At 39.0% G+C, this 25,219-nt stretch carries 21 protein-coding genes; 10 read left to right on the plus strand and 11 right to left on the minus strand.

Annotated elements, in window-relative coordinates; genetic code table 11:
• The first annotated feature begins 36 nt into the window (after window positions 1–36).
• From JEP71_RS14925 to JEP71_RS14940, 4 genes are read left to right on the plus strand one after another with little or no spacing between them, the layout of a single operon-like run.
• Window positions 37–2,556, plus strand: a complete 2,520-nt coding sequence (locus JEP71_RS14925; protein WP_198626493.1) for a fimbria/pilus outer membrane usher protein — start codon at window positions 37–39, stop codon at window positions 2,554–2,556.
• The gene (locus tag JEP71_RS14930) at window positions 2,556–3,074 is read left to right on the plus strand and encodes a fimbrial protein (RefSeq protein WP_198626494.1); all 519 of its coding nucleotides are present in this window, start codon (window positions 2,556–2,558) and stop codon (window positions 3,072–3,074) included. Before JEP71_RS14925 ends, JEP71_RS14930 begins: the two co-directional genes overlap by 1 nt.
• Window positions 3,074–4,147 carry a fimbrial protein gene (locus JEP71_RS14935; protein WP_198626495.1) on the plus strand — a complete coding sequence of 358 codons (1,074 nt, stop codon included), beginning with the start codon at window positions 3,074–3,076 and terminating at the stop codon, window positions 4,145–4,147. The genes JEP71_RS14930 and JEP71_RS14935 overlap by 1 nt, the downstream gene beginning before the upstream one ends.
• A 26-nt stretch (window positions 4,148–4,173) precedes the next feature.
• Window positions 4,174–4,476, plus strand: coding sequence for a helix-turn-helix domain-containing protein (locus JEP71_RS14940; protein ID WP_198620608.1), 303 nt, complete (start codon window positions 4,174–4,176; stop codon window positions 4,474–4,476).
• 149 nt (window positions 4,477–4,625) lie between these two features.
• Here JEP71_RS14940 and potD read toward each other — a convergent pair whose 3' ends face one another.
• The 6 genes from potD to JEP71_RS17780 form a co-directional block, all read right to left on the minus strand.
• On the minus strand, window positions 4,626–5,669 hold the full coding sequence (potD, locus tag JEP71_RS14945; protein ID WP_069366989.1) for a spermidine/putrescine ABC transporter substrate-binding protein PotD: 1,044 nt from the start codon (window positions 5,667–5,669) through the stop codon (window positions 4,626–4,628).
• 112 nt (window positions 5,670–5,781) lie between these two features.
• Window positions 5,782–6,561 carry a spermidine/putrescine ABC transporter permease PotC gene (potC, locus tag JEP71_RS14950; RefSeq protein WP_036934543.1) on the minus strand — a complete coding sequence of 260 codons (780 nt, stop codon included), beginning with the start codon at window positions 6,559–6,561 and terminating at the stop codon, window positions 5,782–5,784.
• Window positions 6,558–7,418, minus strand: coding sequence for a spermidine/putrescine ABC transporter permease PotB (gene potB / locus JEP71_RS14955; protein WP_109373214.1), 861 nt, complete (start codon window positions 7,416–7,418; stop codon window positions 6,558–6,560). The genes potC and potB overlap by 4 nt, the downstream gene beginning before the upstream one ends.
• Window positions 7,402–8,517 (minus strand): spermidine/putrescine ABC transporter ATP-binding protein PotA, encoded by a 1,116-nt coding sequence (potA, locus tag JEP71_RS14960; protein WP_098941766.1) that lies wholly within the window; start codon window positions 8,515–8,517, stop codon window positions 7,402–7,404. The genes potB and potA overlap by 17 nt, the downstream gene beginning before the upstream one ends.
• A 546-nt stretch (window positions 8,518–9,063) precedes the next feature.
• Window positions 9,064–10,350, minus strand: a complete 1,287-nt coding sequence (locus JEP71_RS14965) for a S8 family peptidase (protein WP_198626496.1) — start codon at window positions 10,348–10,350, stop codon at window positions 9,064–9,066.
• A 161-nt stretch (window positions 10,351–10,511) separates the two neighbouring features.
• Entirely contained in the window at window positions 10,512–10,616 is a 105-nt protein-coding gene (locus JEP71_RS17780) for a CbrC family protein (RefSeq protein WP_409339345.1), read from the minus strand.
• 194 nt (window positions 10,617–10,810) lie between these two features.
• Here JEP71_RS17780 and dusA point away from each other — a divergent pair, with 194 nt between their 5' ends.
• Window positions 10,811–11,845: a tRNA dihydrouridine(20/20a) synthase DusA gene (dusA, locus tag JEP71_RS14970; RefSeq protein ID WP_198620610.1), complete on the plus strand. Its 1,035-nt coding sequence runs from the start codon at window positions 10,811–10,813 to the stop codon at window positions 11,843–11,845.
• Between the two features lie 46 nt (window positions 11,846–11,891).
• On the opposite strand, the gene JEP71_RS14975 is transcribed toward dusA, so the two are convergent.
• Window positions 11,892–12,206 carry a hypothetical protein gene (locus JEP71_RS14975; protein ID WP_109373166.1) on the minus strand — a complete coding sequence of 105 codons (315 nt, stop codon included), beginning with the start codon at window positions 12,204–12,206 and terminating at the stop codon, window positions 11,892–11,894.
• A 191-nt stretch (window positions 12,207–12,397) separates the two neighbouring features.
• Window positions 12,398–13,381, minus strand: coding sequence for a quinone oxidoreductase (locus JEP71_RS14980; protein WP_196532962.1), 984 nt, complete (start codon window positions 13,379–13,381; stop codon window positions 12,398–12,400).
• Between the two features lie 155 nt (window positions 13,382–13,536).
• Between JEP71_RS14980 and dnaB the strand changes: the two genes are divergently transcribed.
• Genes dnaB through JEP71_RS14995 form a run of 3 tightly spaced genes read left to right on the plus strand, consistent with a single transcriptional unit; the run spans window position 13,537 to window position 17,328 of the window.
• A complete protein-coding gene (gene dnaB / locus JEP71_RS14985; protein WP_023583065.1) occupies window positions 13,537–14,946 on the plus strand; it encodes a replicative DNA helicase in 1,410 nt (469 codons plus the stop codon).
• A 40-nt stretch (window positions 14,947–14,986) separates the two neighbouring features.
• Window positions 14,987–16,078, plus strand: coding sequence for an alanine racemase (alr, locus tag JEP71_RS14990; RefSeq protein WP_198620612.1), 1,092 nt, complete (start codon window positions 14,987–14,989; stop codon window positions 16,076–16,078).
• 53 nt (window positions 16,079–16,131) lie between these two features.
• Window positions 16,132–17,328, plus strand: coding sequence for an amino acid aminotransferase (locus JEP71_RS14995; RefSeq protein ID WP_198626497.1), 1,197 nt, complete (start codon window positions 16,132–16,134; stop codon window positions 17,326–17,328).
• Window positions 17,329–17,433: 105 nt separating this feature from the next.
• Here JEP71_RS14995 and JEP71_RS15000 read toward each other — a convergent pair whose 3' ends face one another.
• The 3 genes from JEP71_RS15000 to uvrA form a co-directional block, all read right to left on the minus strand.
• Window positions 17,434–18,783: an L-cysteine desulfidase family protein gene (locus JEP71_RS15000; RefSeq protein ID WP_198620614.1), complete on the minus strand. Its 1,350-nt coding sequence runs from the start codon at window positions 18,781–18,783 to the stop codon at window positions 17,434–17,436.
• A 64-nt stretch (window positions 18,784–18,847) separates the two neighbouring features.
• A complete protein-coding gene (locus JEP71_RS15005; protein WP_109373160.1) occupies window positions 18,848–20,179 on the minus strand; it encodes an amino acid permease in 1,332 nt (443 codons plus the stop codon).
• A gap of 668 nt (window positions 20,180–20,847) precedes the next feature.
• Complete coding sequence (gene uvrA / locus JEP71_RS15010; RefSeq protein ID WP_198620615.1) at window positions 20,848–23,682, minus strand: excinuclease ABC subunit UvrA; 2,835 nt, start codon at window positions 23,680–23,682, stop codon at window positions 20,848–20,850.
• 252 nt (window positions 23,683–23,934) lie between these two features.
• On the opposite strand from uvrA, the gene ssb1 reads away from it, so the two are divergent.
• Both ssb1 and zur read left to right on the plus strand, forming a co-directional pair.
• Complete coding sequence (ssb1, locus tag JEP71_RS15015; RefSeq protein ID WP_088494417.1) at window positions 23,935–24,462, plus strand: single-stranded DNA-binding protein SSB1; 528 nt, start codon at window positions 23,935–23,937, stop codon at window positions 24,460–24,462.
• A 205-nt stretch (window positions 24,463–24,667) separates the two neighbouring features.
• Window positions 24,668–25,198 (plus strand): zinc uptake transcriptional repressor Zur, encoded by a 531-nt coding sequence (zur, locus tag JEP71_RS15020; protein ID WP_109373158.1) that lies wholly within the window; start codon window positions 24,668–24,670, stop codon window positions 25,196–25,198.
• Window positions 25,199–25,219: the final 21 nt, after the last annotated feature.

A 25,219-nucleotide genomic window follows, 5' to 3' on the forward strand; every position in this document is an offset into this window, starting at 1 on the left:
CAATTACATCTGCTTTTAGCTTGTTGGTTAAAAATCATGGTTAATAAAAATACAGTTTGTTTTCTTTTTTCTGGCATCATTACGATTTCATTAATATTGCCATTTCCTTCATATAGTGCAAACCGATTTAATCCTGCATTTTTATCTGATTCACCTGAAGCAGTCACTGATTTAAGCTATTTTGAAGCAGGAAACAGTATTAAACCCGGTGATTATCCTCTGGATATTATTTTTAATAATGAATATCTACGAAATGAAAGTATTCATTTTATTAGCAATAATAAAAATGTGATCCCTTGTTTAAATAAAGCTTTTTTACAGTCACTAGGGATTAACATTAAGTTAATTACTGACTTTGATTTAAAATCAGAAAAAGAATGTATTGATATTTCGGATTCTATTCCTAATACCAGCGTTAATTATGATATTGAAAAACAAGCATTAAAAATTCAAGTACCTCAAGCCGCATTAAATCTCCAAGCACGAGGTTATATTCCACCGGAAAAATGGGATAACGGAATTACCGCAGGTTTATTAAATTACAGTTTTAGTGGTGCCAATAATTGGGGAAATTCTCATAATAATAGCTATTACCTTAATCTACGTAGCGGGATCAATATTGGCGCTTGGCGATTGAGAGATTATTCCACATGGAATTCATCAAATGGAAAGCATCAATGGGATCACATCAATACCTATCTTCAACGAAATATTGTGTCATTAAGAAGTCAGTTAAAAGTTGGCGATAGTTATACCTCATCAACATTATTCGACAGCGTTAATTTCCGAGGTGTTTCTTTAGAAAGTGATGACACCATGTTGCCAGATAGCCAACGAGGATTTGCACCTGTTGTGAGAGGTATTGCAAGTGGCAATGCCAAAGTCGTTATTCGACAAAATGGCTATGTTATTTATCAGACTTTTGTCTCTCCTGGTGCATTTGAAATTCGCGATCTTTATCCCACTTCAAATAGTGGCGATTTATATGTCTCGGTTGAAGAGAACGATGGAAGTAAGCACGACTATATTGTGCCTTATTCTGCTGTGCCTATTTTACAACGAGAAGGTCAAAAAAAGTTTGTTATTCAAGCGGGTGAAGTTCGCCAAGATAGCCAAAATAAAAAGCCTCGCTTTATCCAAGGTCATCTTATTTATGGTCTGCCTTATGACAGCACCGCTTACGGTGGTGCATTAATTACCTCTGATTATCAATCTTATGCACTAGGTGTAGGTCGGAATATGGGAACTTTAGGTGCATTCTCAACGGATATCACCTTTGCCCATAGTAAATTACCTGATAATTCGACTTCTGAAGGGTATTCCCTGCGCTTTCTCTATGCCAAATCATTAAACCAATTTGGAACAAATTTTCAATTATTAGGATATCGCTATTCCACTTCGGGTTTTTATACGCTAGATGAAACACTTAATACTCGAATGTCAGGCTATCTCTATGAAAATAATAAAGAAGAACCATTACGCTATTTTAATTTATACAATAGAAAAAAAGGCAGTCTTCAAGTGAATTTATCACAGCAACTTGGAGATTATGGTTCTGTTTTTATGACAACCAATTGGCAAAATTATTGGGAAACCAATGAAAAAAATGTTCTGTTTCAAGCAGGTTATAACGGCAATGTAAAAGGCCTCTCTTACAATATTATTTATGGATATAACCGCATGATGAATAGCGGTCAGCGCGATCAAACACTCTCTTTGGGTATTTCGATTCCATTGCAATTATTAATGCCTTCAAGCTATCAATCTGTTAATAGTGCTTATCTCACTTATAACTATAGTCATAATGATAATGGTTATTCAGCACATAATGCTGGTGTAGCAGGCACATTATTTGAAGATAACACGCTCAATTACAGTGTTCAGCAAGGCTATAGTAATCAAGGCGGAAGTTATACGGGTAACGCAGCATTAGGTTATCAAAGTCGCTATGGCAACCTTAATGTGGGTTATAACTATAACAAAGAGGCTCAACAACTGAATTATAGCGTTGCTGGAGGGATGTTACTTCACAGCGAAGGTTTAACATTAAGCCAGCCTTTAAGCTCAAATGCCATTCTCGTTGATGCTCGCAAAACCGCAGATGTTCCTATCGATAATGCAACCGGGATTTATACCGACTGGCGTGGATTTGCTGTTATTCCTTACGCAACCGCTTATCGCCAAAATAAAGTCGCGCTTGATACCACAGCACTCCCTGATAATGTCGAAATTGAACAGAATATTCAGCAAGTTATTCCGACCCAAGGCGCTGTTATCAAAGTCAATTTTGATGCTAAAACAGGATATCGTCTACTCCTAACACTGCAACGACAAGGGCGCCCACTTCCTTTTGGTGCCATAGCATCCGACAAGCAAAATCACCTATCCGGCATTATTGGTGATGATGGCTTACTTTACCTTTCTGGTGTCCCTGAATCAGGTGTATTAGATATTCGTTGGGGTAATCGTGCGTCTGAACAGTGCCAAGTAAATTATAAATTACCTGAAAATCAACAAGATGAACCTTTTGTAAAAATGACACAGGAGTGCCAATAATGCATAAACTCACGCTTATTTTGGCTCTACCATTCCTTTTTATGACTAAAGGATATGCCTATGACACTTTAGTGCAAATTCATGCACGAGTGACAGGCAACACCTGCACCGTTGAGACAAACTCAGAAAATATTACAGTGAAACTTGGCGATATTGCGACGAAAGACTTCACATCAACGGCGATGAGCCAACAACGAACACCTGTTATTCCTTTTAGTATTAAATTAGTGGACTGTCAGCCAGAGGCCAGTGCGGTGAAAGTCAGTTTTAACGGTACGGGTGATCTCTCTGATAATACATTACTGGCGATTAATGATAATGGCGCAAAAGGTGTCGCTATTTCAATTATGGATAAAAATAGAACATCAATCGCAGTTAATGATAAAAGCCAATCTTATCCCCTGTTACCTAATCAAGATAATACCCTGCAATTTTACGCTCGCTATGTCGCCACTCAAGTGCCAGTCAGTGCAGGACAAGCCAATGCAACCACCACATTTTTATTGGAGTACCAATAATGAAACGTATTTTATTCCCCCTTACATTACTGGTTTCCCTTGTTTTTCTTCCCACAGAAATGGCATGGGCGGTGGCAGATCCTCTTGTAGTTTCACCGCCGCCAATGAATTTTGATGGCGCTGCGGATGGTACACCCGCAGGCACTCCCATTACCTCAACATGGATAGGTGAAACTTCCGTTCATAATGGCTTTAAATGTGAAAATAAGTTCTTACAAAAATGTTGGGTAGAAACACTGTATGCCAATGCGTTAGGCTCAAAAATTAGTGGTATTTACTATTACGAAGGGGGAAATCGTTATCCAGTTTATTCACTGCCTGGAGTCAAAGGTATTGGCTATGCTTTCGGCCTAAAAGATAACAATGACAATGTTTCTTATGTACCAATTGATGTTAATAATGGTTCTGGTGCAACCATCATTTATCCAGCAGCAGGCTCTACTGTTAACCATAATGTTGACCGCGTTTCGTTAAAAGGTAAAGTGGTGTTTGTTGTCACAGATGAACACTTAGAAACGGGTATTTATAATATTCCTTATACCGTTATCGCCAATACTTGGTCTGAATATGGTGGTGCACATAAAGGTAATAACACCTCTCTCGTTGCTATTAATCCAGTGACAATCACCATTAAAGCTAGAGGTTGTACGGTCAATACGAAAAATCTCACCTATGAATTAGGCGATATCTCAATGCGAGATATGGCAACCATTGGTTCAACGTCAAAAACACAAAGTAAGCCCATTTCTGTCACTTGTGATACCAATGTTCACCTATATGCCAGCATGACCGATCAATCTACCTATTCTAATAATACAGATGTACTCACACTAACATCAGACTCTGATGCTTCGGGTATTGGGATACAGTTTCTTTTTAATGATAATCCAACCCCCGTCGTTTATGGGCCTGATATCAGCGCGACTGGACAACCTAATCAACGTTTACTTCATATAACAACTTCTAATAACGAAAACTACACATTAAACCTGTCAACTCGCTATATCACGACTGGAACACTAAAACCTGGTAAAGCAAACGGGTTAGCCAGTCTGACTTTTTCTTATCAATAATGATTTGAATTTTTAAGGCTGATTAAATGATTGATAACAGCAAAACCATTAATTTTCGTATAGGGCAACGAATACGTCATTTACGAAAGAAATTAAAATACTCAGGAGCCCTTTTTGCTCAAGAGTTAGGAATAAGCCAACAACAACTTTCTCGTTATGAACGGGGAACAAACAGGATAAGTATTGAATTTATTTATCTGATTTCTGAAAAATTTGATGTTCATATTAGTTATTTTCTACAGAGCAATTATTTAATTAATATTGAACAACAACGCAAAACGCAAGAAAAAAACAGTCGACTTGTTGCTGAATGTTGTATAAAAAAATAATACAAGCCACGCTTATTTTCTTTAATTATCTTTGGCTTACACAACCTCTCTCATTTATTTTTATTGTTAACTTAATGGAAACCTTATGCCTTTTTCGACATAAAAAAAGCCACCTTTATAAAGGTGGCTTTTTAGCAAATAAGATGCGATTAGCGTCCCGCTTTTAATTTTTGATAATAGCTTTCATACAACACTGTCGCATCACCCACATCATTTTGCCATTCGCCTTTATTGATAATCTCTTCTGTTGGATAAAGAGAATTATCTTTAGTGATCACATTTGGCAGTAGCTTTTGCGCAGCGAGATTAGGTGTTGGGTAACCAATGTTTTCAGCCACTTTTGCTGCAATTTCAGGGCGTAATAAGAAGTCGATAAGTTTATGAGCACCTTCGACATTTTTGGCATTAGCAGGAATAGCTAAGCTATCCATCCAGAAAATACCCCCCTCTTTTGGCCACACCATTTCAATAGGTGCACCAGCATCGCGAGCAATAAATGCAGAGCCATTCCAAATCATCCCTAAATTGACTTCCCCTTGCATATAAGGGTTAGCAGGATTATCTGAATTAAAGGCCAATACGTTTGGCATCAGCTTTTGTAGCTCTTTATAGGCTTCTTCAATCTCTTTAGGATCGGTTGTATTCCCCGAATAGCCTAATTTTAATAATGCCATTTGGAAAACTTCACGGGCATCATCGGTCAATAACAGGCTATCTTTATATTCAGGTTTCCATAAATCTGCCCATGAAGTAATGCTACTCACATCAACTTCATCGCTATTAATACCAATAGCGGTCGCACCCCAAATGTAAGGAATGGAGTAATCGTTTTCTGGATCGAATGATTTATGTAAGAGGCTAGGATCGAGATTATCAAAATTGGTTAATTTTGATTTATCGATTTTTTGTAGCATACCTTCATGACTCATTTTAGAAATAAAATAAGTAGAAGGAACCACCAAGTCATAAGCACCTTCTTTATAGGTCTTTAACTTGGTATACATGCTTTCATTGGATTCATAGGTGGAATAAATCACCTTAATCCCAGTTTCTTTCGTAAACTGTTCAAGCAGACCAGGCGGCACATACTCCGTCCAGTTGTAGAAATATAATGTCTTACCATCATCAGCCGATGCTGTGCCGATACTTAGTGCCATTACGCTGGCAGCAAGTACTGAGGACCACTTTTTCATTTATGTTTCCTTCAGTGGTTGATGCGTTAATATCAAATAGGCAGCGAGCCTACCTCCAACAGATTGGTCTTCAAGACCCCAAAAAGTACGAGAAACTCGCACTAATGCATGTTTACGCTTTGCCAGTTCTGTCTCTTAAGATCAACTGACTAATTAATACTAATACTAAAGATAGACCTAAAAGGATGGTTGCAAGCGCATTCACTTCTGGCGAAACGCCCACTTTTACCATTGAGTAAATTTTCAGTGGTAAAATTTCATAGCTTGGCCCTGTCACAAAAGAGGAAACGACAACGTCATCCATAGATAACGTAAAGCTTAATAACCAACCTGAAGCTACTGCTGGCATTGCCAGAGGCATAATGATTTTACGTAAAATAGTAAATTCACCTGCCCCTAAATCTTTAGCAGCTTCCAGCATTTTTACATCAAACCCACTTAATCGTGAATACACAGTCACCACAACAAAAGGCAGGCAAAATGTAATATGTGAAAATAGAAGCGACCAAAATCCTAATGAAACACCTAGGATCATAAACAGTACAAGTAACGAAATCGCCATCACAATATCCGGCGACATCATGACGACAAACAACATACCACCGACAAATTTTTTGCCACGAAAACGGTAGCGATAAAGTGCAACCGCCGCTAATGAGCCGATTAATGTGGCGAATGTCGCAGAGGTGACCGCCATTGTTAATGAATGTCCTGCCGCTTGAAGCAGACTGTCATTATTAAATAAAATGGCGTACCAATCTGTGGTAAAGCCTTTCCAGTTGATCCCGAAACGTGATGAGTTAAAAGAGTTAACTATCAGAATGATGATCGGGATATAAAGATACGCGTAAATAATGGACATAAATCCACCACGCAATAACCGTCCTATCATTCTATTTCTACCTTCTTATGCAGTAGCTTCACGGCTCGGTAATACACAAACAGCATTAATCCCATCACCAATGTTAAACAAATACTTGTGGCTGCACCGAAAGGCCAGTCACGAATATTTAAGAATTGGCTCTTAATTACGTTACCAATTAATAAGTTTTTCGCACCACCCATTAAATCAGCAACAAAGAATAAGCCCATCGCAGGTAACATCACGAGTAAACAACCCGCAATAATGCCCGGCATTGTTAATGGAATAATAATACGAATAAAGGTTTGAAATTTATTAGCACCTAAATCGCGCGCTGCTTCTAAACAAGGTTTATCTAACTTTTCAATGCTGGAATATAACGGTAATACCATGAAAGGTAATAAAATATAAACCAGTCCCAGCACAACGGCTTCTGGGGTATAAATAATTCTGAGTGGCTTATCAATAAGTCCAATCCACAACAGGAATTCGTTAAAATAACCTTTCGTACTTAGGAATATTTTTAATCCATAAATACGAATAAGCGAGTTTGTCCAAAAAGGTACAATCAATAAAAACAACATTAATGGCTGTATTTTCTTAGGCATTTTTGCGAGGAAATAAGCAAAGGGATAACCTAATAATAAACAAGCTAATGTTGCGACTACCGCCATATTAATAGAATGCAGTAACACTTCTGCATACATCGGATCAAATAAGCGATAGTAGTTATCGAGTGTAAAGACCATCTCGACAAGGTTGGCATCATTACGCGTTAAAAAACTGGTCGCAATGATCATGATATTCGGCAAGAAGACGAACAGCATCAACCAACCCACAACACCAGTAATAACGATGTTTTGAAATAGTTTACGTGTTTTCTTCATCTGCCAGTACGACCTCCCAGCTTTCAACCCAAGTTACTGCAATTTTTTGGTCTAACGAGTGATCAACATCTGGATCATCTTCATTAAAGAATTCACTGACCATCACCACCTTGCCATTTTCCATTTCAACAACAGAATCTAGCGTCATGCCTTTATAGTTACGTTCACGAACATAACCAATTAACCCAGGAAGGTTTTCAAGATCGTGAATTTCTTCAACACGGAGATCTTCAGGTCGAAGTAATACTTTGAGTTGCTGATTTTGTGTCACAGGTAATGTGGTATAAATATCACATTCATGACCTTCAACATCAGCACGAATACGCGTTTCATCAATACGATGGAGCACACGCGCATCAAAGATATTAATTTCACCTATAAATTGCGCAACAAACAGATTTGTTGGCTCTTCATAAATTTCACGCGGAGTACCATCTTGCTCAATACGCCCTTCACGCATCACCACGATCCGGTCTGACATGGTCAGCGCCTCTTCTTGGTCATGAGTCACGAAAATAAAGGTGATCCCTAATTTACGTTGTAAGGCTTTTAATTCATTTTGCATCTGTTTACGTAATTTGTAATCCAGTGCAGATAATGATTCATCAAGCAATAAGACCTTTGGTTTATTCACAACAGCGCGCGCAATCGCAACACGTTGTTGTTGTCCACCAGAAAGGTGTGCTGGGCGACGTTGTGCGAAATCTTCAAGTTGCACCATACGCAATGCTTCTTCAACGCGAATATTAATCTCATCAGCAGGTGTTTTCTGCATGCGAAGACCAAATGCGACGTTTTCAAAAACAGTCATATGTGGGAAAAGCGCGTAACTTTGAAAAACCGTATTTACAAAACGTTGTTCCGCTGGGATATCCGTAATATCTTGTCCATCAAGGATAATTTGCCCATCGTCAACGTCTTCTAAACCCGCGATTAAACGCAAAACCGTCGTCTTACCACAGCCCGAAGGACCGAGGATGGTTAAAAACTCGCCATGGTTGATAGTGAGATCGAGGCGGGAAATAATTTGTTTTCCGTCGAAACCTTTACTTAAGGATTTTAATTCGACAACTGGTGTCAGAGATGTTTTCTCAGTCATTTAAGGTAATACTCTATCCCGAAGAATAATGCAGATAGAACCGCCACTGGAAAAGACTGTGTGAGCTGCCGGAGCATTATGCTCCACAGAAGCCCAAAACCAGCGACGCCGTATGTATAGTACAAGCGGAAAATGATAAACGCAGTGACGTGAAATTGAAAGCAAAAAGGTGCATAAACAATGAAAAACTATTCATATTTAAGTTTTTCATCATAAACCATGCCCTTTAGGGTTTATGCTAAAAACACAATAAAATCATAATGCTATTAATTTATATAAATCGTAAAAATCGATTAAGTTTATAATTAAATAAATTTTCTCTTAGAAGTTGTCTAATCGCCTTATTTTCCTATAAAAACTTATTAGCTCGTTTATTTGCAACGCTATTTTATGGTCGTTGTTTATACAAGAAAAGTTGATTAAATTACGCTTCTTTTTATATTTTCATCTTATTATGATGATAAAAACTTTATATATCATATAGATGAAATTTAAATAACACCTCCTAATATTTAGGAGGTGTTAAGGGAATTAATACTATTGTACTTAATGACGTTTTATTAATTTTTTTAAATACAAAATTGCGTTGTTCACATTTGGTAAAGGGCCGATTTTGTCATTTAACAGTGGAAAAGTGCCTGTTCTAATTAATAAGTCACGCATTTGTATCGGCGTTAACACACTGTTTGTACGGTCTTTATACCAAGATTGGATCACAGCAGCGGCTCCCGCAACTAAAGCACTGGCTGACGATGTTCCACTAAAATTAGCGGTATAAGTATGGTTATCATCACTTCGAAACAGATCACCATAACCCGCTGTTGCAACATCCTCTCCCCACGCTTGTACATGAATAGGTGAACCATGCGTTGAGAAAGGTAATCGATTTAATGTATAAGGCGAACCTGCACCAACACGTATTGAGTTATTATCATGGCGTTGTCGGTAACTTTCATAAGCAGGTAAATCCAGATCTACGCCCCCATTACCTGCTGCCATAATCACAATGATCCCAGCATCTGTTAATGCGCGAGTCGCTTCCCAAATATGCATTTCATAATCCGCAGGTACATAAGCTTGATGTTCACAAATTGTCTGCATTTCATATAAAACAATATCACCAGCATGTAATATGCGTTTACTCGCAATAATCGCATCAATACGCCCACAAGTTAATTCAGAGATGGCATAAAACATATCTAATTTATAAGCGAGTCCAGTGATCCCTTTACCATCATTTTTTCCCATTATTAATCCCGCAACCGCTGTACCATGATCTGCCTGACTGGTTTTTTCATTAAATGGTAATAACGACGTAATATTATCCGTTGATAAATCATGATGAGAAAGATTGAAATCCCACTCAATATCAGCGACTTGTATTCCTTGCCCATATGCTTCTTGCTTCCATGCTTCACAAATCCCTAATCCTTTAATTTTATTAATATTCACTGTTTTTTCTGGCGTATTTAAGTATTGCTGATATTGAGTAAAATCAGGCGTAATATTAGGAGGTTCAATAGGTTGTATCGGCACCGTTTGTACATATTCAATATCAGGGTGTTGTTGTAATATTTTAATCACTTCATCTAAAGAATAATGATTATTCTCTGGTAAATTAAGGTAATAATATTTATTTAGATCATTAAAGTTTATTGTAATAGAATCTATATAATTTTTGGGTGGTAATTGATGAACAGATGATATTACCGGAACTAAAGGTATATTAGTTAAAAGGGAATGATGCATTTCATGGGAAGTAGAAAATGACAGTTTTTTATTATCATAATCAAGATTATTTAATTTTATAAGGATCTTTCTTTTAATGTTCATATTCAATGCTCCTCTTTTTATTTTTTCGCTTTATAGCGTAAAACCTTGAGCAGTGACTATTTCCATTTTTAATAGAGATAATATAAATAGGCTATTTTATAAAAATAAATATCAAGTCTATGTTCTAAAAAATAGACTTAATATTATTTGAATGATGTTCATTAACTAAAATCAATATGTAGGCGTAGTTTTCCACAACAATCACATATAACGGTATCATCTGTGATAAAAGCTCCTCTTTTTATCGGTTCAGGATGATATTTAATTTAAAATAAGGCAATGCTCTTTTTTCTGTTGGCATATAAGTTCCTATTTTGTTGTTTCTGACGACTCTTCTTGAGTTCATTAAAACACAGATCCACCATGCGTTAGTTATTCTCTATGCTATAATGCGCCCTCATTTTCTACCCTCACAAAAAAATAAGGGTAGCAACGCCTAAATAGACGAAAGAATTACAGCATGTCAGAAAATACAGAACTCAATAAACCAACAGAAAATCATCGTGTTAATAGCCATTCAAATACATATAATTTGAACCGTTTCTCTGTTGCGCCGATGCTCGATTGGACTGATCGTCATTGTCGTTATTTCTTTCGTCAGCTCAGTAAAAATACACTGCTTTATACTGAAATGGTCACAACAGGTGCCATCATTCACGGTAAAGGCGACTATCTAAAATACAGTGAAGAAGAACATCCAGTCTCTTTGCAGTTAGGTGGAAGCGATCCTCAAGCTTTAGCGCAATGTGCAAAATTGGCACAAGAGCGTGGCTATGATGAAATCAATTTAAATGTGGGCTGCCCTTCAGATCGCGTACAAAATGGGCGTTTTGGTGCTTGTTTAATGGGAGATGCACAACTCGTTGCAGATTGTGTGAAAGCCATGCGTGATGTCGTTGATATTCCTGTTACGGTAAAAACCCGTATTGGTATTGACGAGCTGGATAGCTACGAATTTCTATGTGATTTTATTGATACTGTTAGCCGTGATAATAACTGCGATACCTTTATTATTCATGCCCGTAAAGCATGGTTATCGGGTTTAAGTCCAAAAGAGAACCGTGAAGTTCCACCTTTAGATTATCCTCGTGTTTATCAATTAAAACGCGATTTCTCGCATCTCACTATGGCAATTAACGGTGGTATTAAGTCACTAGAAGAAGCCAAAGAGCACTTAAAATATATGGATGGCGTTATGGTAGGTCGTGAGGCTTATCAAAACCCGTCAATTCTAACGCATGTTGATCATGAGCTTTTTGACAACCAGCTACCTATTGCCAATGCAGTCACTGCGGTAAGAGCAATGTATCCTTATATTGAGAAAGAGCTCTCACAAGGTACTTATTTAGGTCATGTTACACGTCATATGTTGGGGATTTTCCAAGGTATTCCAGGCGCTAGACAATGGCGACGTCATTTAAGTGAAAATGCCCATAAACAGGGCGCTGATTTATCTGTTTTAGAAAATGCACTTAAATTTGTAACTGAAAAATAACGATATTAAAAATAAAACCAGCCACATTGGGCTGGTTTTATTTTCATTAAAGTAATGAGAAGAAGCGATTATAATTGGCAACTAAATAAGCAATTTGAAATTCAAATGCTTCTTTAACTTCACGTTTACCTTCTTCTGTTCCTTCTTTCTTTTTAATATCAAAAAAAGCATTTTGCATTAATTGAACTGATACATCCATTGATTTTTGGAATGCAGATAAATTATTATTTTCACCAAGGCGTTTAAATAATGCTTCTGTTTTTTCATCTGCGACATCACGAATAAATTGTAATTCAACATTACTGACTTTATTATCTTCATAAATAAAATCAATAAAATCCTTTAATTCATCTTTTTGCATAAACACTCCATATTCTATTAATAAAAATCACGAAAACGTAAATTAAAAGAGATAGAGTTAAAAATAAATCTAAAATAAAAATAAGGCTTTTTTTTGATAATCAAACTTGAAATTATTTATATTTATTAATAATAAATATTAAAAACCTATTTAATTTATTTTAAATAGGTTTTAGTTTTTATAAATAATAATTAAGGAATAAGTAAACTCGATCCTTGAGATTGTCTACTTTCAAGATAACGATGAGCATCTTTCGCATCTGCTAAAGCAAATTTCTGATTATCTGGCACACTTACATCAATTTTACCGCTACCAATTAATGCAAATAGCGCTTCACTTGCAGCATCTAGCTCTTCACGCGTTGTGATATAACCCGAAATAGATGGGCGCGTCACATATAGAGAACCTTTTTTATTAAGAATACCTAAATCGACACCTGTTACGGCACCTGATGCATTACCAAAACTCACCATTAAGCCACGGCGCTGCAAGCAGTCTAACGAATCTAACCACGTTGCTTTACCAACAGAGTCGTAAACAACAGGCACTTTTTGGTTATTAGTTAGCGCCAAAACACGTTCCACAATCGACTCAGTCTGGTAATTAATCACTTCCCATGCACCTGCGGCTTTTGCTTTGGCAACTTTTTCATCACTACCTGCTGTACCAATCATTTTTGCACCAATGGCCTTCGCCCATTGGCTAGCAATTAAACCAACACCACCAGCTGCTGCGTGGAATAAGAAGGTTTCACCCGCTTGTAATTTATAAGTTTCATTGAAGAGATAATAAACCGTTAATCCTTTTAAGAAAGAGGCTGCGGCTTGTTCAAAAGAGATATTATCAGGCAGACGTGCTACTTTATTTTCTGGTACATTATGCGTATCGCTATAAGCCCCTAGCGGAGATTGCGCATACACAACTCTGTCCCCTTCTTTTAGTGAAGTCACTTTAGCGCCTGTTTTGATAATAATGCCCGCAGCTTCAGTGCCTAATCCACTTGGGAATTGGCTTACAGGATATAATCCGCTACGCACATAAGTATCAATATAGTTAATACCAATTGCCTTATTGGCAACTTGAACTTCATGATCGCCAAGAGGAGCGGGTGTAAATGTTGCTAACTCAAGAACATCTGCATCGCCATGAGTTGCAAATTGAATACGATTAGCCATTACTATCTCCTTTGTAGGATGAGAGGTTAAATAAGCGAGCGCAAAAAGACCTTTGGAGATAATGACAAAGGATAGCTATTTCTACAAGGCACAGATAATTGGGTTAGCGTATACTAATACGCTGACTGACACTTTTTCGATTTTATGCAGGATTTATGGCCAGAAACAAGACCACTGACAAGCTGATGTCTGATATTAAAGACCGACAAATGGAGGGATTAAAGCTACCTCCCCATTCGCTGGAAGCAGAGCAGTCCGTGTTAGGCGGTCTGATGATAGATAATGAACGTTGGGATAATGTTTCTGAACGCGTCACCGCCGAAGATTTTTATAGCCGACCTCATCGTACTATCTTCTCGCAAATGCAACGTTTGTTGGAATTAGGCAAACCTATCGACCTGATTACGCTATCCGAAGCATTAGAACAAAATGCCGAGTTAGACAGTGTAGGTGGTTTTGCCTATTTAGCAGAACTTTCAAAAAATACGCCAAGTGCGGCGAACATCAACGCTTATGCGGATATTGTCCGAGAGCGTGCGGTTGTTCGCGATATGATAAAAGTTGCCAACGAAATTGCAGATGCGGGTTTTGATCCTCAAGGACGCACCAGTGAAGATCTGCTCGACTTTGCTGAATCAAGAGTGTTCCAAATTGCTGAAACACGCGCCAATAAAGACGAAGGTCCTAAAGCAATAGATGCAATTTTAGAAGAGACTGTTGAAAAAATAGAACAGCTCTATCAAAAACCTCATGATGGTGTCACAGGGGTTTCAAGTGGTTATCAAGACCTTGATAAAAAAACCGCAGGATTACAAAAGTCAGATTTAATTATTGTTGCTGCACGTCCTTCTATGGGTAAAACCACATTTGCCATGAACTTATGTGAAAATGCAGCAATGACGGAAGAAAAACCCGTACTTATCTTCAGCTTAGAGATGCCCGGCAACCAAATCATGATGCGTATGTTGGCATCATTATCTCGTGTCGATCAGACAAGAATTCGTACAGGCCAGCTTGATGATGAGGATTGGGCACGTATTTCAAGCACCATGGGTATTTTGCTTGAAAAACGCAATATGTATATCGATGACTCATCGGGTTTAACACCAACAGAAGTACGCTCTCGTGCTCGCCGCATCTATCGTGAACATGGCGGTTTAAGCCTTATCATGATTGACTACTTACAGTTAATGAGAGTACCTTCATTATCTGAAAACAGAACACTAGAAATTGCTGAAATTTCTCGTTCTTTAAAAGCGTTAGCTAAAGAATTACAAGTTCCTGTGGTTGCTCTATCACAGTTAAACCGTAGTTTGGAACAACGTGCTGATAAACGCCCTGTTAACTCCGACTTACGTGAATCAGGCTCTATTGAGCAAGATGCTGACCTTATCATGTTTATTTATCGTGATGAGGTTTACCACGAAAGTAGTGATTTAAAAGGGGTTGCAGAAATCATCATCGGTAAACAACGTAACGGTCCAATTGGTACAGTAAGGCTTACCTTTAACGGCCAATGGTCACGCTTTGATAACTATGCGGGCCCTGCTTACGACGATGAATAATCACTAACCTTGACTTAATGAAAGGAAGTATTGGAATAATATGAAAGCGGCAACCGCAGTGATAGATCGCCGCGCTCTGCGTCACAATTTTCAGCATGTGAGAGACTATGCCCCACATAGCCACCTGATAGCTGTCGTGAAAGCAAACGCTTATGGTCATGGGTTATTAGAAACAGCATATACCTTAATGGACAATGCTGATTGTTTTGGTGTTGCACGTATTGGTGAAGCATTAACCTTACGAAGTGGGGGTATTGTAAAGCCCATTCTTCTGTTAGAGGGCTTTTTTGATATCGTTGACCTACCTATTTTAGTCGTCAACCACATTGAAACGGTTGTTCATAGCCAAGAACAATTAGAAGCATTAGAACAGGCCGACTTAGATGAACCCGTCAAAGTATGGATGAAAATCGATACGGGGATGCACCGTTTAGGCGTGCGTCCTGAAGATGCGCAAGCCTTCTATTTACGACTTTCCGCCTGCAAAAATGTACAACAACCTGTCAATATTGTGAGCCATTTTAGTCGCGCTGATGAGCCTGATGTTCCTGAAGCAACACAAAAACAAATCACATTATTTCAAAATTTTATTCAAGATAAAGCCGGTGATAAGTCTATCGCAGCGTCTGCGGGTATTTTATTTTGGCCTCAAGTTCATTATCAGTGGGTTCGCCCCGGTATTATTACTTATGGTATATCCCCCACTGGTGATGAAAGAACAGGTAAAGATTTTGGCTTAACCCCTGCAATGACACTGAAAACAAGCCTGATTGCTGTTCGTAAACATAAAGCGGGTGAACCTGTTGGTTATGGTGGAACATGGGTAAGTGAAAAAGACACTTATCTTGGTGTGATCGCTATTGGTTATGGCGATGGTTATCCTCGTAGTGCACCTTCAGGTACTCCTGTGTGGATCAATGGTCGAAAAGTGCCTATTGTTGGCAGAGTTTCGATGGATATGATCAGCGTCGATTTGGGGACTGAACTAATTGATAGTGTTGGTGATGAAGCTATTTTATGGGGAGATGTGTTGCCCGTAGAAGAAATTGCCAAATATAGTGGTATTAGCGCCTATGAGTTGATTACAAAATTAACCTCGCGCGTCATCATGGAATACCTAGACGAACAATAATACACACGATATTGTATCCCTATGACACACTAAAAGTGATTGGAGAAGAAGCCGTGTTTCAACAGGTTGAAGCGTTTCCGGGAGATCCGATTCTCTCATTGATGGATGTTTATAACAAAGACCCACGTCAGGATAAAATTAATTTAAGCATTGGTCTTTATTATGACGAAGAAGGCAAGACCCCTATTTTAGGAACAGTTTCAGTTGCGCGTCAGCAACTTAATGCCATGACCCCCACCGCAACACTTTATTTACCAATGGAAGGGCTGGCGCCTTATCGCAGCGAAATTCAAGATCTCCTTTTCGGTGCAGATAATCCTCTAATTGCAGAAAAGAAAATTGCCACAATCCAAACATTAGGTGGATCAGGCGCATTAAAAGTAGGTGCTGATTTTCTCCATCGCTATTTCCCAAGATCAGAAGTGTGGATAAGTGATCCGACTTGGGATAATCATACTTCTATTTTTGCGGGCTCGGGTTTCAAGGTAAATCATTACCCATACTTTGATCCTGAAACCAAAGGCGTAAAATTTGAAGCACTACTCGATTGCTTTAAAAAACTGCCTGAAAAAAGCATCGTATTGATGCACCCATGTTGCCACAACCCAACAGGCTCTGATCTGACTAAAGATCAATGGGATCAAGTCACTGAAGTATTAAAAGCTCGCCAAGCAATTCCATTCTTAGATATTGCTTATCAAGGCTTTGCTGAAAATTTAGATGAAGATGCTTACGCTATTCGTACTATGGCAAAAGCAGGATTACCGATACTTATCAGTAACTCTTTTTCAAAAATATTTGGGATCTACGGTGAACGTGCTGGTGGCTTATCAATTGTGTGTGAAAATGCCACTGAATGCGAACATGTATTAGGTCAGTTGAAAGCAGGTGTACGTCGTATCTACTCAAGCCCTGCAAACTATGGTGCGCAAATTGTCAATAAAGTGCTATCAGACCAAGTTTTAACTGCACAATGGCAAAAAGAAGTCGCGCATATGCGTGATCGCATTAAAGAGATGCGCGTTACTTTAGTCGAAGCTTTAAAAGTTGCTCTGCCTGAAAAGAATTTTGATCATCTATTAACTCAACGCGGTATGTTCAGCTATACCGGCTTTACACAAGCGCAAGTTGATAGATTACGTGACGAATTTGGTATTTATCTTGTCGGTACTGGCCGTGTTTGTATGGCAGGTGTTAATACAAGTAATGTTCAGCGCATTGCGCAAGCCTTTGCGGCTGTGAGTATTTAATCTAATCAACGCAATTCCATGATAAAAAAATACCTGCCTATTTTTATAAGCAGGTATTTCTTTTTACTGCATCACAACATCACTACCGCTTTAGGTTTTCGCCTTTTATATATTGACAGCTTGCTTCTTTTCCCCAGCATTACGACGCGCTTTTTCTTCCATAATCTCAATGATTTGAATATCTGTATGTTGCATTGCACGACTGGCTAATGCACAGAGATTCGCTATTGAACTATCGACATCGTCACTGACAATACCATCAGTACCCGCAACACTTTGATTTTGCATCGCCATTAATACTGCTTTATAGGCACTCGCTGCACTACTTGATACTTTCATTGCACAGCTATTCGATGCGCCATCACAGATAATGCCACTGATATCACCAATCATACTGTTGATAGACATACTGACAGTGGTGAAATCTTTTGTGAGTAACCATGCCATTCCTGCGGCTGCACCCATTGAAGCGGTTGTTGCAGCACAAAGGGCGGAAAGTGGTGGAAAATGGCTATGAACATAAATTGCCATTAAGTGAGATAAAACCAATGCACGCAGTAAGGTTTCATCATCGGCTTTAATAAATTCAGCAACCACCATTACAGGCAATGTTGCGGCAATACCCTGATTACCTGAGCCTGAATTACTCATTGCAGGTAATACCGCCCCACCCATACGAGCATCAGATGCAGCTGATGCTCTGATCATGATTTCATTAAGTAAGTCTTTACCTAACAAACCTTTCTCTTGTTGCAGAATTAAGGTACGACCAATGGCTAATCCATAGGTGTTTTGTAGTCCCTCTTCTGATAAAGCGCCATTTAAACGAGCGGCATTGAGCATAAATTCAATTTCACTCACTGGCACGTTAAGTGCGAAATTATAGATATCTTCAGCACAAACATCAGTAAAAGGTTTTTCATCAGTAGATTCACAATTATTGGTAAGCGCTGATTTATCTTCCTCAAAAACAACGTTACCGTTACATTCACAACGAACAACATGTGTATGCTCTCTTGCGATACTGACGATGGCATAACCAGATTGGCTATACACTTTCGCTTCAGAGTAAAGAACATCTTCACAAGGTGCTTTTACACCCACAGTGACTTTACCTTGAGCAACCAGTGTCTTAGCTTGAGCAACTGCATCAGCGGATGCTTTTAACAAGACCTCCAACCCAGCATCAGGATCTCCTCCTGTCGCACCTAATGCTGCTGCAATAGGTAGCCCAGCCATTCCCGTTCCCGGCACTGTTACGCCCATTCCGTTTTTCATCAAGTTTGGTGAAACCCAAGCTTCGACACGAACAACAGGCTCGCCTAAAAGCGCAGTTGCTTTCGCTGCTGCCAATGCTAATGAAATTGGCTCAGTACAACCCACTGCTGGCTTAACACCTTCACGTAACTGACGAACAAATTGTGACCATAAATGAGAATTTTTGTTCTGGCTCATAATCTAACACCTTGGATTAATTTAGTTTTTAAAAACAATGCCTAACTAGAACCGAAGTCGGCGACTATGAGAATGCCAAGAACGGAGAGATAACGAGCAGTAAACCGGTAAAAATAATCAGGTAGAGCGATGCACCTTTGTATTTGTGTAACATTGGTACTTTGTACACTAAGTATGCAGGGATAAGACAACCCACCATACCGAAGATTGGGCTACAAATTGAGGTAAAACTCAGTACTGGTGCATTCAGAATGATTGCACCCCATGCTAAAAGCACGGCGAAAATCATGATGCCGTTTTGTACCCATTTTTGGTTGATTTTTTCTGCTGGAATATAGCGTTGCAGAATATTCATAACGATCCCTTGTGTCGCTTCACGGAAACCTAGGTAGACACCAAAGAATGCAGTCATTACGGCGAAGATATTTAGCATAACGCTTACAACAGTTACCCAACCACCAGGGAAGAATTTTGCAGCAATCGCTAATGCAGAGATATTTTGTTCATACGCTTTAACTGCTTCATCATGACCCATTGCTAATGTGAATGAGATTGCATAGAAGAAAACAGTACAGAACAACACACCGAACGCGATGTTCATTGCACGTAACGCTTTGTGACGAGCAACTTCACGGTTTTTATTACGACCACGGTAAGAGATAACCATTGGACTTAATGTTTGGATAAACAGAATTGAAGTCAGGGTAAAAGGTAATGTAATTATTGCTTCTTTGATTAAACGTCCAGCGGGTGGTAATGCTCCCACGTTATAAAGATGCCACATACCAATCATGGAGATCCCTAACGCAGCAACAACAAACAGTTTAGTTAGTACCATAAAGCTTGATACTTTAAACAGTAATTGTTCACCACGAGAAGAGATAGCGACTAAAGCACAAATCAAGATCAAACCATAGAATGGGTTTTCTGACAGTAAACCTTCCGTAACACCAAATGTTTGTAAGTAAGAAGCACTGTCATTGGTGATTGCCGTTGAGTAAACAAACATCCAAATGACTAGCATCACAAAGTAGAGTGCTCCTAATAAAATACCCCAGTTTTTACCGAGATAACCAGTGATAACACTTGGGTAGTCTTTACACTCTGGAGATTCAGCCAACGTATTAATAAATAGGCGTTGGAAAAGGTACATCGCAGGATAACCAATGATCGAGGATAGTAGGAAAACCCATAATCCCATCAGACCTACCTGCACAGGTAAAAACACAATACCTGCACCGATAGCCATACCGATACTCATGATAACCCAGCCCACATCATTGCCGTCGAATTTAATTGCAGCACGCCATTCTTGTTCTGTCATACCTGCGCGGCGAGCGCCAGCACTAGTTGCGGGATAGCTTGTTGTCTCTATTTTTGAGGAAGCCGTTTCCATATTAGTACTCACTTTTTATATTGTAATTGTTAATAGCAAAACGAATTTTTGGGGGTAAAAAAAGTCTATCTAACATTGCGATGTCGAAATAGCCTTACTCTTTGCAGGTATTATTTATTATGGGTAAATGATAGGGAATATTACGGAGAAAAAAGTTGTTATAAATCGTGATAGCCCGAAATGATTTGGAAAAAAATTCTATCGTAAGGAGAAAAATAGGATTATCTGTTCAAAGAGCATAGTAAATAATAACCTTCCCTCTATTGTAACCTTTGCAAACAAATAAATGATTGATTAATAATGAAAAATAACTATTGTTATACAATAATAGTCAAGTATAACAATTGAAACAAATCACCAAATAAACTGTGCTGTCTATCACGATATACTATGATAATCCTTTCTATTTAGCTTTGTTATCTCGTATTTGGTTAAAATACTGTTACTAAACAGCACAATTAACCATTTGATCTGTTTTTTATAAAAATAGGTGGCTAATAAGATAAAAATAGATAAGGAAGTGTATAGCCCAAAGAGAATACTTTTTTCGATAGAATTAAATTCTATCATATCCCATGGATTTACTTTTCTTGAAGAAAGTGCGCTACAAACCGTAAAGAGTTTATTGTTCGTAGCGCTTAGATCATAAGGGAATAAGCGGTGTGATCTTAATAACCGCGCTCTAAGATTGGTTTTAAGAATCTTGCAGTATGTGAGCCTTCAAACTCTGCGACTTGCTCTGGTGTGCCTGACACTAAAATTTGACCGCCACCACTTCCGCCTTCAGGGCCAAGATCCACAATCCAGTCCGCTGTTTTGATCACATCAAGATTGTGCTCAATAACAACAATGGTATTACCTTGGTCACGTAATTGATGAAGTACTTCAAGTAACAACTCAATATCAGCAAAGTGAAGCCCTGTTGTAGGCTCATCAAGAATATAAAGCGTTTGTCCCGTACCACGTTTTGACAACTCTTTTGCTAACTTAACTCGCTGTGCTTCACCACCCGATAAAGTCGTTGCTGATTGCCCCAAGCGAATATAAGAAAGACCAACATCAATCAATGTTTGTAACTTACGAGCCAGCGCTGGCACAGCATCAAAGAACTCCCTCGCCTCTTCAATGGTCATATCCAACGCTTCGTGAATGTTTTTCCCTTTATATTTTATTTCAAGGGTTTCACGGTTATAACGCTGACCTTTACATTGATCGCAAGGTACATAAACATCTGGCAAAAAGTGCATCTCAACTTTTATTACGCCATCACCTTGGCAAGCCTCACAACGACCACCTTTTACGTTGAAACTAAAACGACCTGGCGTATAACCACGAGTACGCGATTCAGGTACACCCGCAAATAACTCACGAATAGGTGTAAATACCCCTGTATAAGTTGCTGGATTTGAACGAGGTGTTCGACCAATCGGGCTTTGGTTAATATCAATGACTTTATCGAAATGCTCTAAACCTTCAACGTCTAAATAAGGTGCAGGAACACTATTTGTAGCACCATTTAATTGGCGTTGTGCAATAGGGAATAACGTATCGTTAATCAACGTTGATTTACCTGATCCTGAAACGCCCGTAATGCAGGTAAATAAACCCACGGGTAATTTCAGATTTACGTTTCTTAGGTTATTACCTTTAGCACCTAAAATCGTCAGCATTTTCTCACGATCAACTGGAACGCGTTGCTCTGGAATAGCAATACGACGTTCACCACTTAAGAATTTGCCTGTTAATGAATTCGGATTATTGATGATATCTTCAAGCGTACCTTGAGCAACAATTTCACCACCGTGAACGCCCGCGCCTGGGCCAATATCGATAACATGATCTGCTGCACGAATAGCATCTTCATCATGTTCAACAACGATCACCGTATTACCCAAATTACGTAAGTGGATCAGTGTTTCAAGTAGACGATCGTTATCTCGTTGATGTAACCCAATTGAAGGTTCATCCAAGACATACATTACGCCAACTAATCCAGCACCAATTTGGCTGGCTAAGCGGATACGTTGCGCTTCACCGCCTGACAAGGTTTCAGCCGAGCGAGAAAGTGTGAGGTAATTTAAGCCTACATTGACCAAAAATTTTAGTCGATCACCAATCTCTTTTAAGACTTTTTCTGCGATCTTTGCTCTTTGACCACTGAGCTTGAGATTTTGGAAAAAGGTCATCGCATGACCAATGCTGTAATCTGCAATTTCAGGTAATGTAGTATTTTCAACATACACATGGCGCGCTTCACGGCGTAAACGCGTACCACCACAAGAAGCACAAGGACGATTACTAATATACTTAGAAAGTTCTTCACGTACCGCGCTTGATTCTGTCTCGCGGTAACGGCGTTCCATATTATTTAATACGCCTTCAAAAGGATGATGACGAACAACAACATCACCACGATCGTTTGTGTATTTAAATTCAATATTCTCTTTGCCTGAACCCGTTAAAATGACTTTTTGAATATTATCTGGTAACGAATCAAACGGCGCTTCAACATCAAAATGGTAATGTTCACCCAATGAGCGAAGCATTTGGAAATAATAGAAATTACGGCGATCCCATCCTTTAATTGCACCACCAGCAAGAGAAATCTCTCTATTTTGGATCACTAATTCAGGATCAAAAAATTGCTGAACACCTAAACCATCACAAGTTGGGCAAGCCCCTGCAGGGTTATTAAAAGAGAATAAACGAGGCTCTAGCTCGCTCATGCTATAACCACAAACAGGACAGGCAAAGTTTGCAGAAAAAATAATATCATCTGCATTGTTATCATCCATATCAGAGATAACAGCAGTACCACCAGAAAGTTCTAATGCTGTTTCAAAAGATTCTGCTAAACGTTGGGCGAGATCGTCACGCACTTTAAAACGGTCAATCACCACCTCAATGGTATGTTTTTTCTGTAATTCTAATGTCGGCGGATCAGAAAGATCACACACTTCGCCATCAATACGCGCACGAATATAACCTTGGGCAGCAAGATTATTGAGTAACTTAATATGCTCGCCTTTACGCTCTTTCACCACAGGCGCTAACAGCATTAAGCGCTTGCCTTCTGGCTGCTCAAGTACATTATCAACCATTTGGCTAACTGTTTGAGCGGCTAATGGAATATCGTGATCAGGACAGCGAGGTTCACCAACGCGTGCAAATAAGAGCCGTAGGTAGTCATGAATTTCTGTAATCGTTCCCACAGTCGAACGCGGGTTATGCGACGTAGATTTCTGCTCAATCGAAATAGCGGGAGACAAACCTTCGATGTGATCAACGTCAGGCTTTTCCATTAACGAAAGAAACTGACGAGCATAGGCAGAAAGCGATTCGACATAGCGTCGCTGTCCTTCTGCATAAAGCGTATCAAAGGCTAAAGAGGATTTACCAGAGCCAGAAAGTCCCGTAATAACAATAAGTTTATCGCGGGGAATGACCAAATTGATATTTTTTAGATTATGGGTGCGAGCGCCCCGTACTTCGATTTTATCCATGAACATATCCCGGATTGAGAGAGTCGCCGAAAAAGAAAGAATCGGATAATTATGACACAAAGTTAACTGAATGGATATACAGTATATATAGTGAAATTGAATGACGATGAAAACCTGTCATTTTGAGACAAAAAAATTTCGACAATGTTCACAAATGAGAAATTCATCACGCGTCATATTCAAATTTTAGCGTACGTGATAAACTTATTCGCTTATGATTTCAAAAAATTTACTTTCGCAGGAGTACCGCACATGGCGAGCAGAGGCGTAAACAAAGTTATTCTTATCGGTAATTTAGGGCAGGATCCAGAAATCCGTTATATGCCAAGTGGTGGTGCAGTTGCAAACCTGACACTGGCAACATCAGAAAGCTGGCGCGATAAACAAACCGGTGAAATGAAAGAAAAAACCGAGTGGCACCGTGTGGTAATTTTCGGCAAACTGGCAGAAATTGCAGGCGAATATCTGCGTAAAGGTTCACAAGTGTATATCGAAGGTCAATTACAAACACGTAAATGGCAAGACCAAAGCGGTCAAGACAGATATAGCACTGAAGTTGTGGTCAATATCGGTGGCTCAATGCAGATGTTAGGTGGCCGTGGTGGTCAAGATGGTGCACCTTCACAAGGTGGCCAAGGCGGTTGGGGTCAACCACAACAGCCACAAGCATCACAACAATTTAGCGGTGGCGCACAATCTCGTCCTGCACAACAACCTGCAGCAGCACCAGCGCCAAACAATGAACCACCAATGGATTTTGATGACGATATTCCGTTTTGAGGTTTACCTGAAACCTAGTTTCAGAAAAAATTATCTTAAAACCATCTAAAAAATTAACCCAGCTTAGGCTGGGTTTTTTGTTGATGATCATGACAGAACACTATGAAAAGTTATTTTCACAAAACCCCACTTTACACAAAGGTTTGCTTTCAAAAAATATGGTAAGATCTGCGCCATTAACAACGTCTGAGAGCATCTGATCCCCATGAATGAAGAGAAATTGCTCGCTCAGGCAGAAAAGATCTGCCAGAAACGAGGTGTTCGCCTGACTTCACAACGTCTGGCAGTATTGCGTCTGATAGTGCAGCAACCTTCTGCTATCAGCGCATACGACTTATTGGATTTACTACGCCAAGTTGAACCACAAGCAAAACCGCCAACGGTTTATCGTGGATTAGAATTTTTACTTGAGCAAGGATTTATCCATAAAATAGAATCCACCAACAGCTATGTACTTTGTCATCATTTTGATGATGTTGAACACACATCAGTAATGCTAATTTGTGACCGTTGTTTATCTGTCACTGAAAAAAATAGCCATAAAATCGAAAATTCTATTTCATTACTGGCACAAGAGAGTGGATTTCATTTACGACATAGCGTAATCGAAATTCATGGATTATGTTCACAGTGCCACGAAGCACAAGAGTGTACTCATCCTGAAGGTTGTCATCATGATCACAGTATGGATGATAATCTTAAGCAGAAAAAAACCGGTGACTATAAGCCTCGTTAAGCTTATAAAATACAAAAAGCC

It is taken from the genome of Proteus sp. PR00224 (assembly GCF_016238105.1).
Lineage (GTDB): Bacteria > Pseudomonadota > Gammaproteobacteria > Enterobacterales > Enterobacteriaceae > Proteus.

Excerpts from the sequence above, each read along its gene's own strand:
- JEP71_RS14925 (WP_198626493.1), top strand. The coding sequence starts at position 37 with ATGGTTAATAAAAATACAGTTTGTTTTCTTTTTTCTGGCATCATTACG.
- JEP71_RS14930 (WP_198626494.1), top strand. The coding sequence starts at position 2,556 with ATGCATAAACTCACGCTTATTTTGGCTCTACCATTCCTTTTTATGACT.
- JEP71_RS14935 (WP_198626495.1), top strand. The coding sequence starts at position 3,074 with ATGAAACGTATTTTATTCCCCCTTACATTACTGGTTTCCCTTGTTTTT.
- JEP71_RS14940 (WP_198620608.1), top strand. The coding sequence starts at position 4,174 with ATGATTGATAACAGCAAAACCATTAATTTTCGTATAGGGCAACGAATA.
- potD (WP_069366989.1), bottom strand. The coding sequence starts at position 5,669 with ATGAAAAAGTGGTCCTCAGTACTTGCTGCCAGCGTAATGGCACTAAGT.
- potC (WP_036934543.1), bottom strand. The coding sequence starts at position 6,561 with ATGATAGGACGGTTATTGCGTGGTGGATTTATGTCCATTATTTACGCG.
- potB (WP_109373214.1), bottom strand. The coding sequence starts at position 7,418 with ATGAAGAAAACACGTAAACTATTTCAAAACATCGTTATTACTGGTGTT.
- potA (WP_098941766.1), bottom strand. The coding sequence starts at position 8,517 with ATGACTGAGAAAACATCTCTGACACCAGTTGTCGAATTAAAATCCTTA.
- JEP71_RS14965 (WP_198626496.1), bottom strand. The coding sequence starts at position 10,350 with ATGAACATTAAAAGAAAGATCCTTATAAAATTAAATAATCTTGATTAT.
- dusA (WP_198620610.1), top strand. The coding sequence starts at position 10,811 with ATGTCAGAAAATACAGAACTCAATAAACCAACAGAAAATCATCGTGTT.
- JEP71_RS14975 (WP_109373166.1), bottom strand. The coding sequence starts at position 12,206 with ATGCAAAAAGATGAATTAAAGGATTTTATTGATTTTATTTATGAAGAT.
- JEP71_RS14980 (WP_196532962.1), bottom strand. The coding sequence starts at position 13,381 with ATGGCTAATCGTATTCAATTTGCAACTCATGGCGATGCAGATGTTCTT.
- dnaB (WP_023583065.1), top strand. The coding sequence starts at position 13,537 with ATGGCCAGAAACAAGACCACTGACAAGCTGATGTCTGATATTAAAGAC.
- alr (WP_198620612.1), top strand. The coding sequence starts at position 14,987 with ATGAAAGCGGCAACCGCAGTGATAGATCGCCGCGCTCTGCGTCACAAT.
- JEP71_RS15000 (WP_198620614.1), bottom strand. The coding sequence starts at position 18,783 with ATGAGCCAGAACAAAAATTCTCATTTATGGTCACAATTTGTTCGTCAG.
- JEP71_RS15005 (WP_109373160.1), bottom strand. The coding sequence starts at position 20,179 with ATGGAAACGGCTTCCTCAAAAATAGAGACAACAAGCTATCCCGCAACT.
- uvrA (WP_198620615.1), bottom strand. The coding sequence starts at position 23,682 with ATGGATAAAATCGAAGTACGGGGCGCTCGCACCCATAATCTAAAAAAT.
- ssb1 (WP_088494417.1), top strand. The coding sequence starts at position 23,935 with ATGGCGAGCAGAGGCGTAAACAAAGTTATTCTTATCGGTAATTTAGGG.
- zur (WP_109373158.1), top strand. The coding sequence starts at position 24,668 with ATGAATGAAGAGAAATTGCTCGCTCAGGCAGAAAAGATCTGCCAGAAA.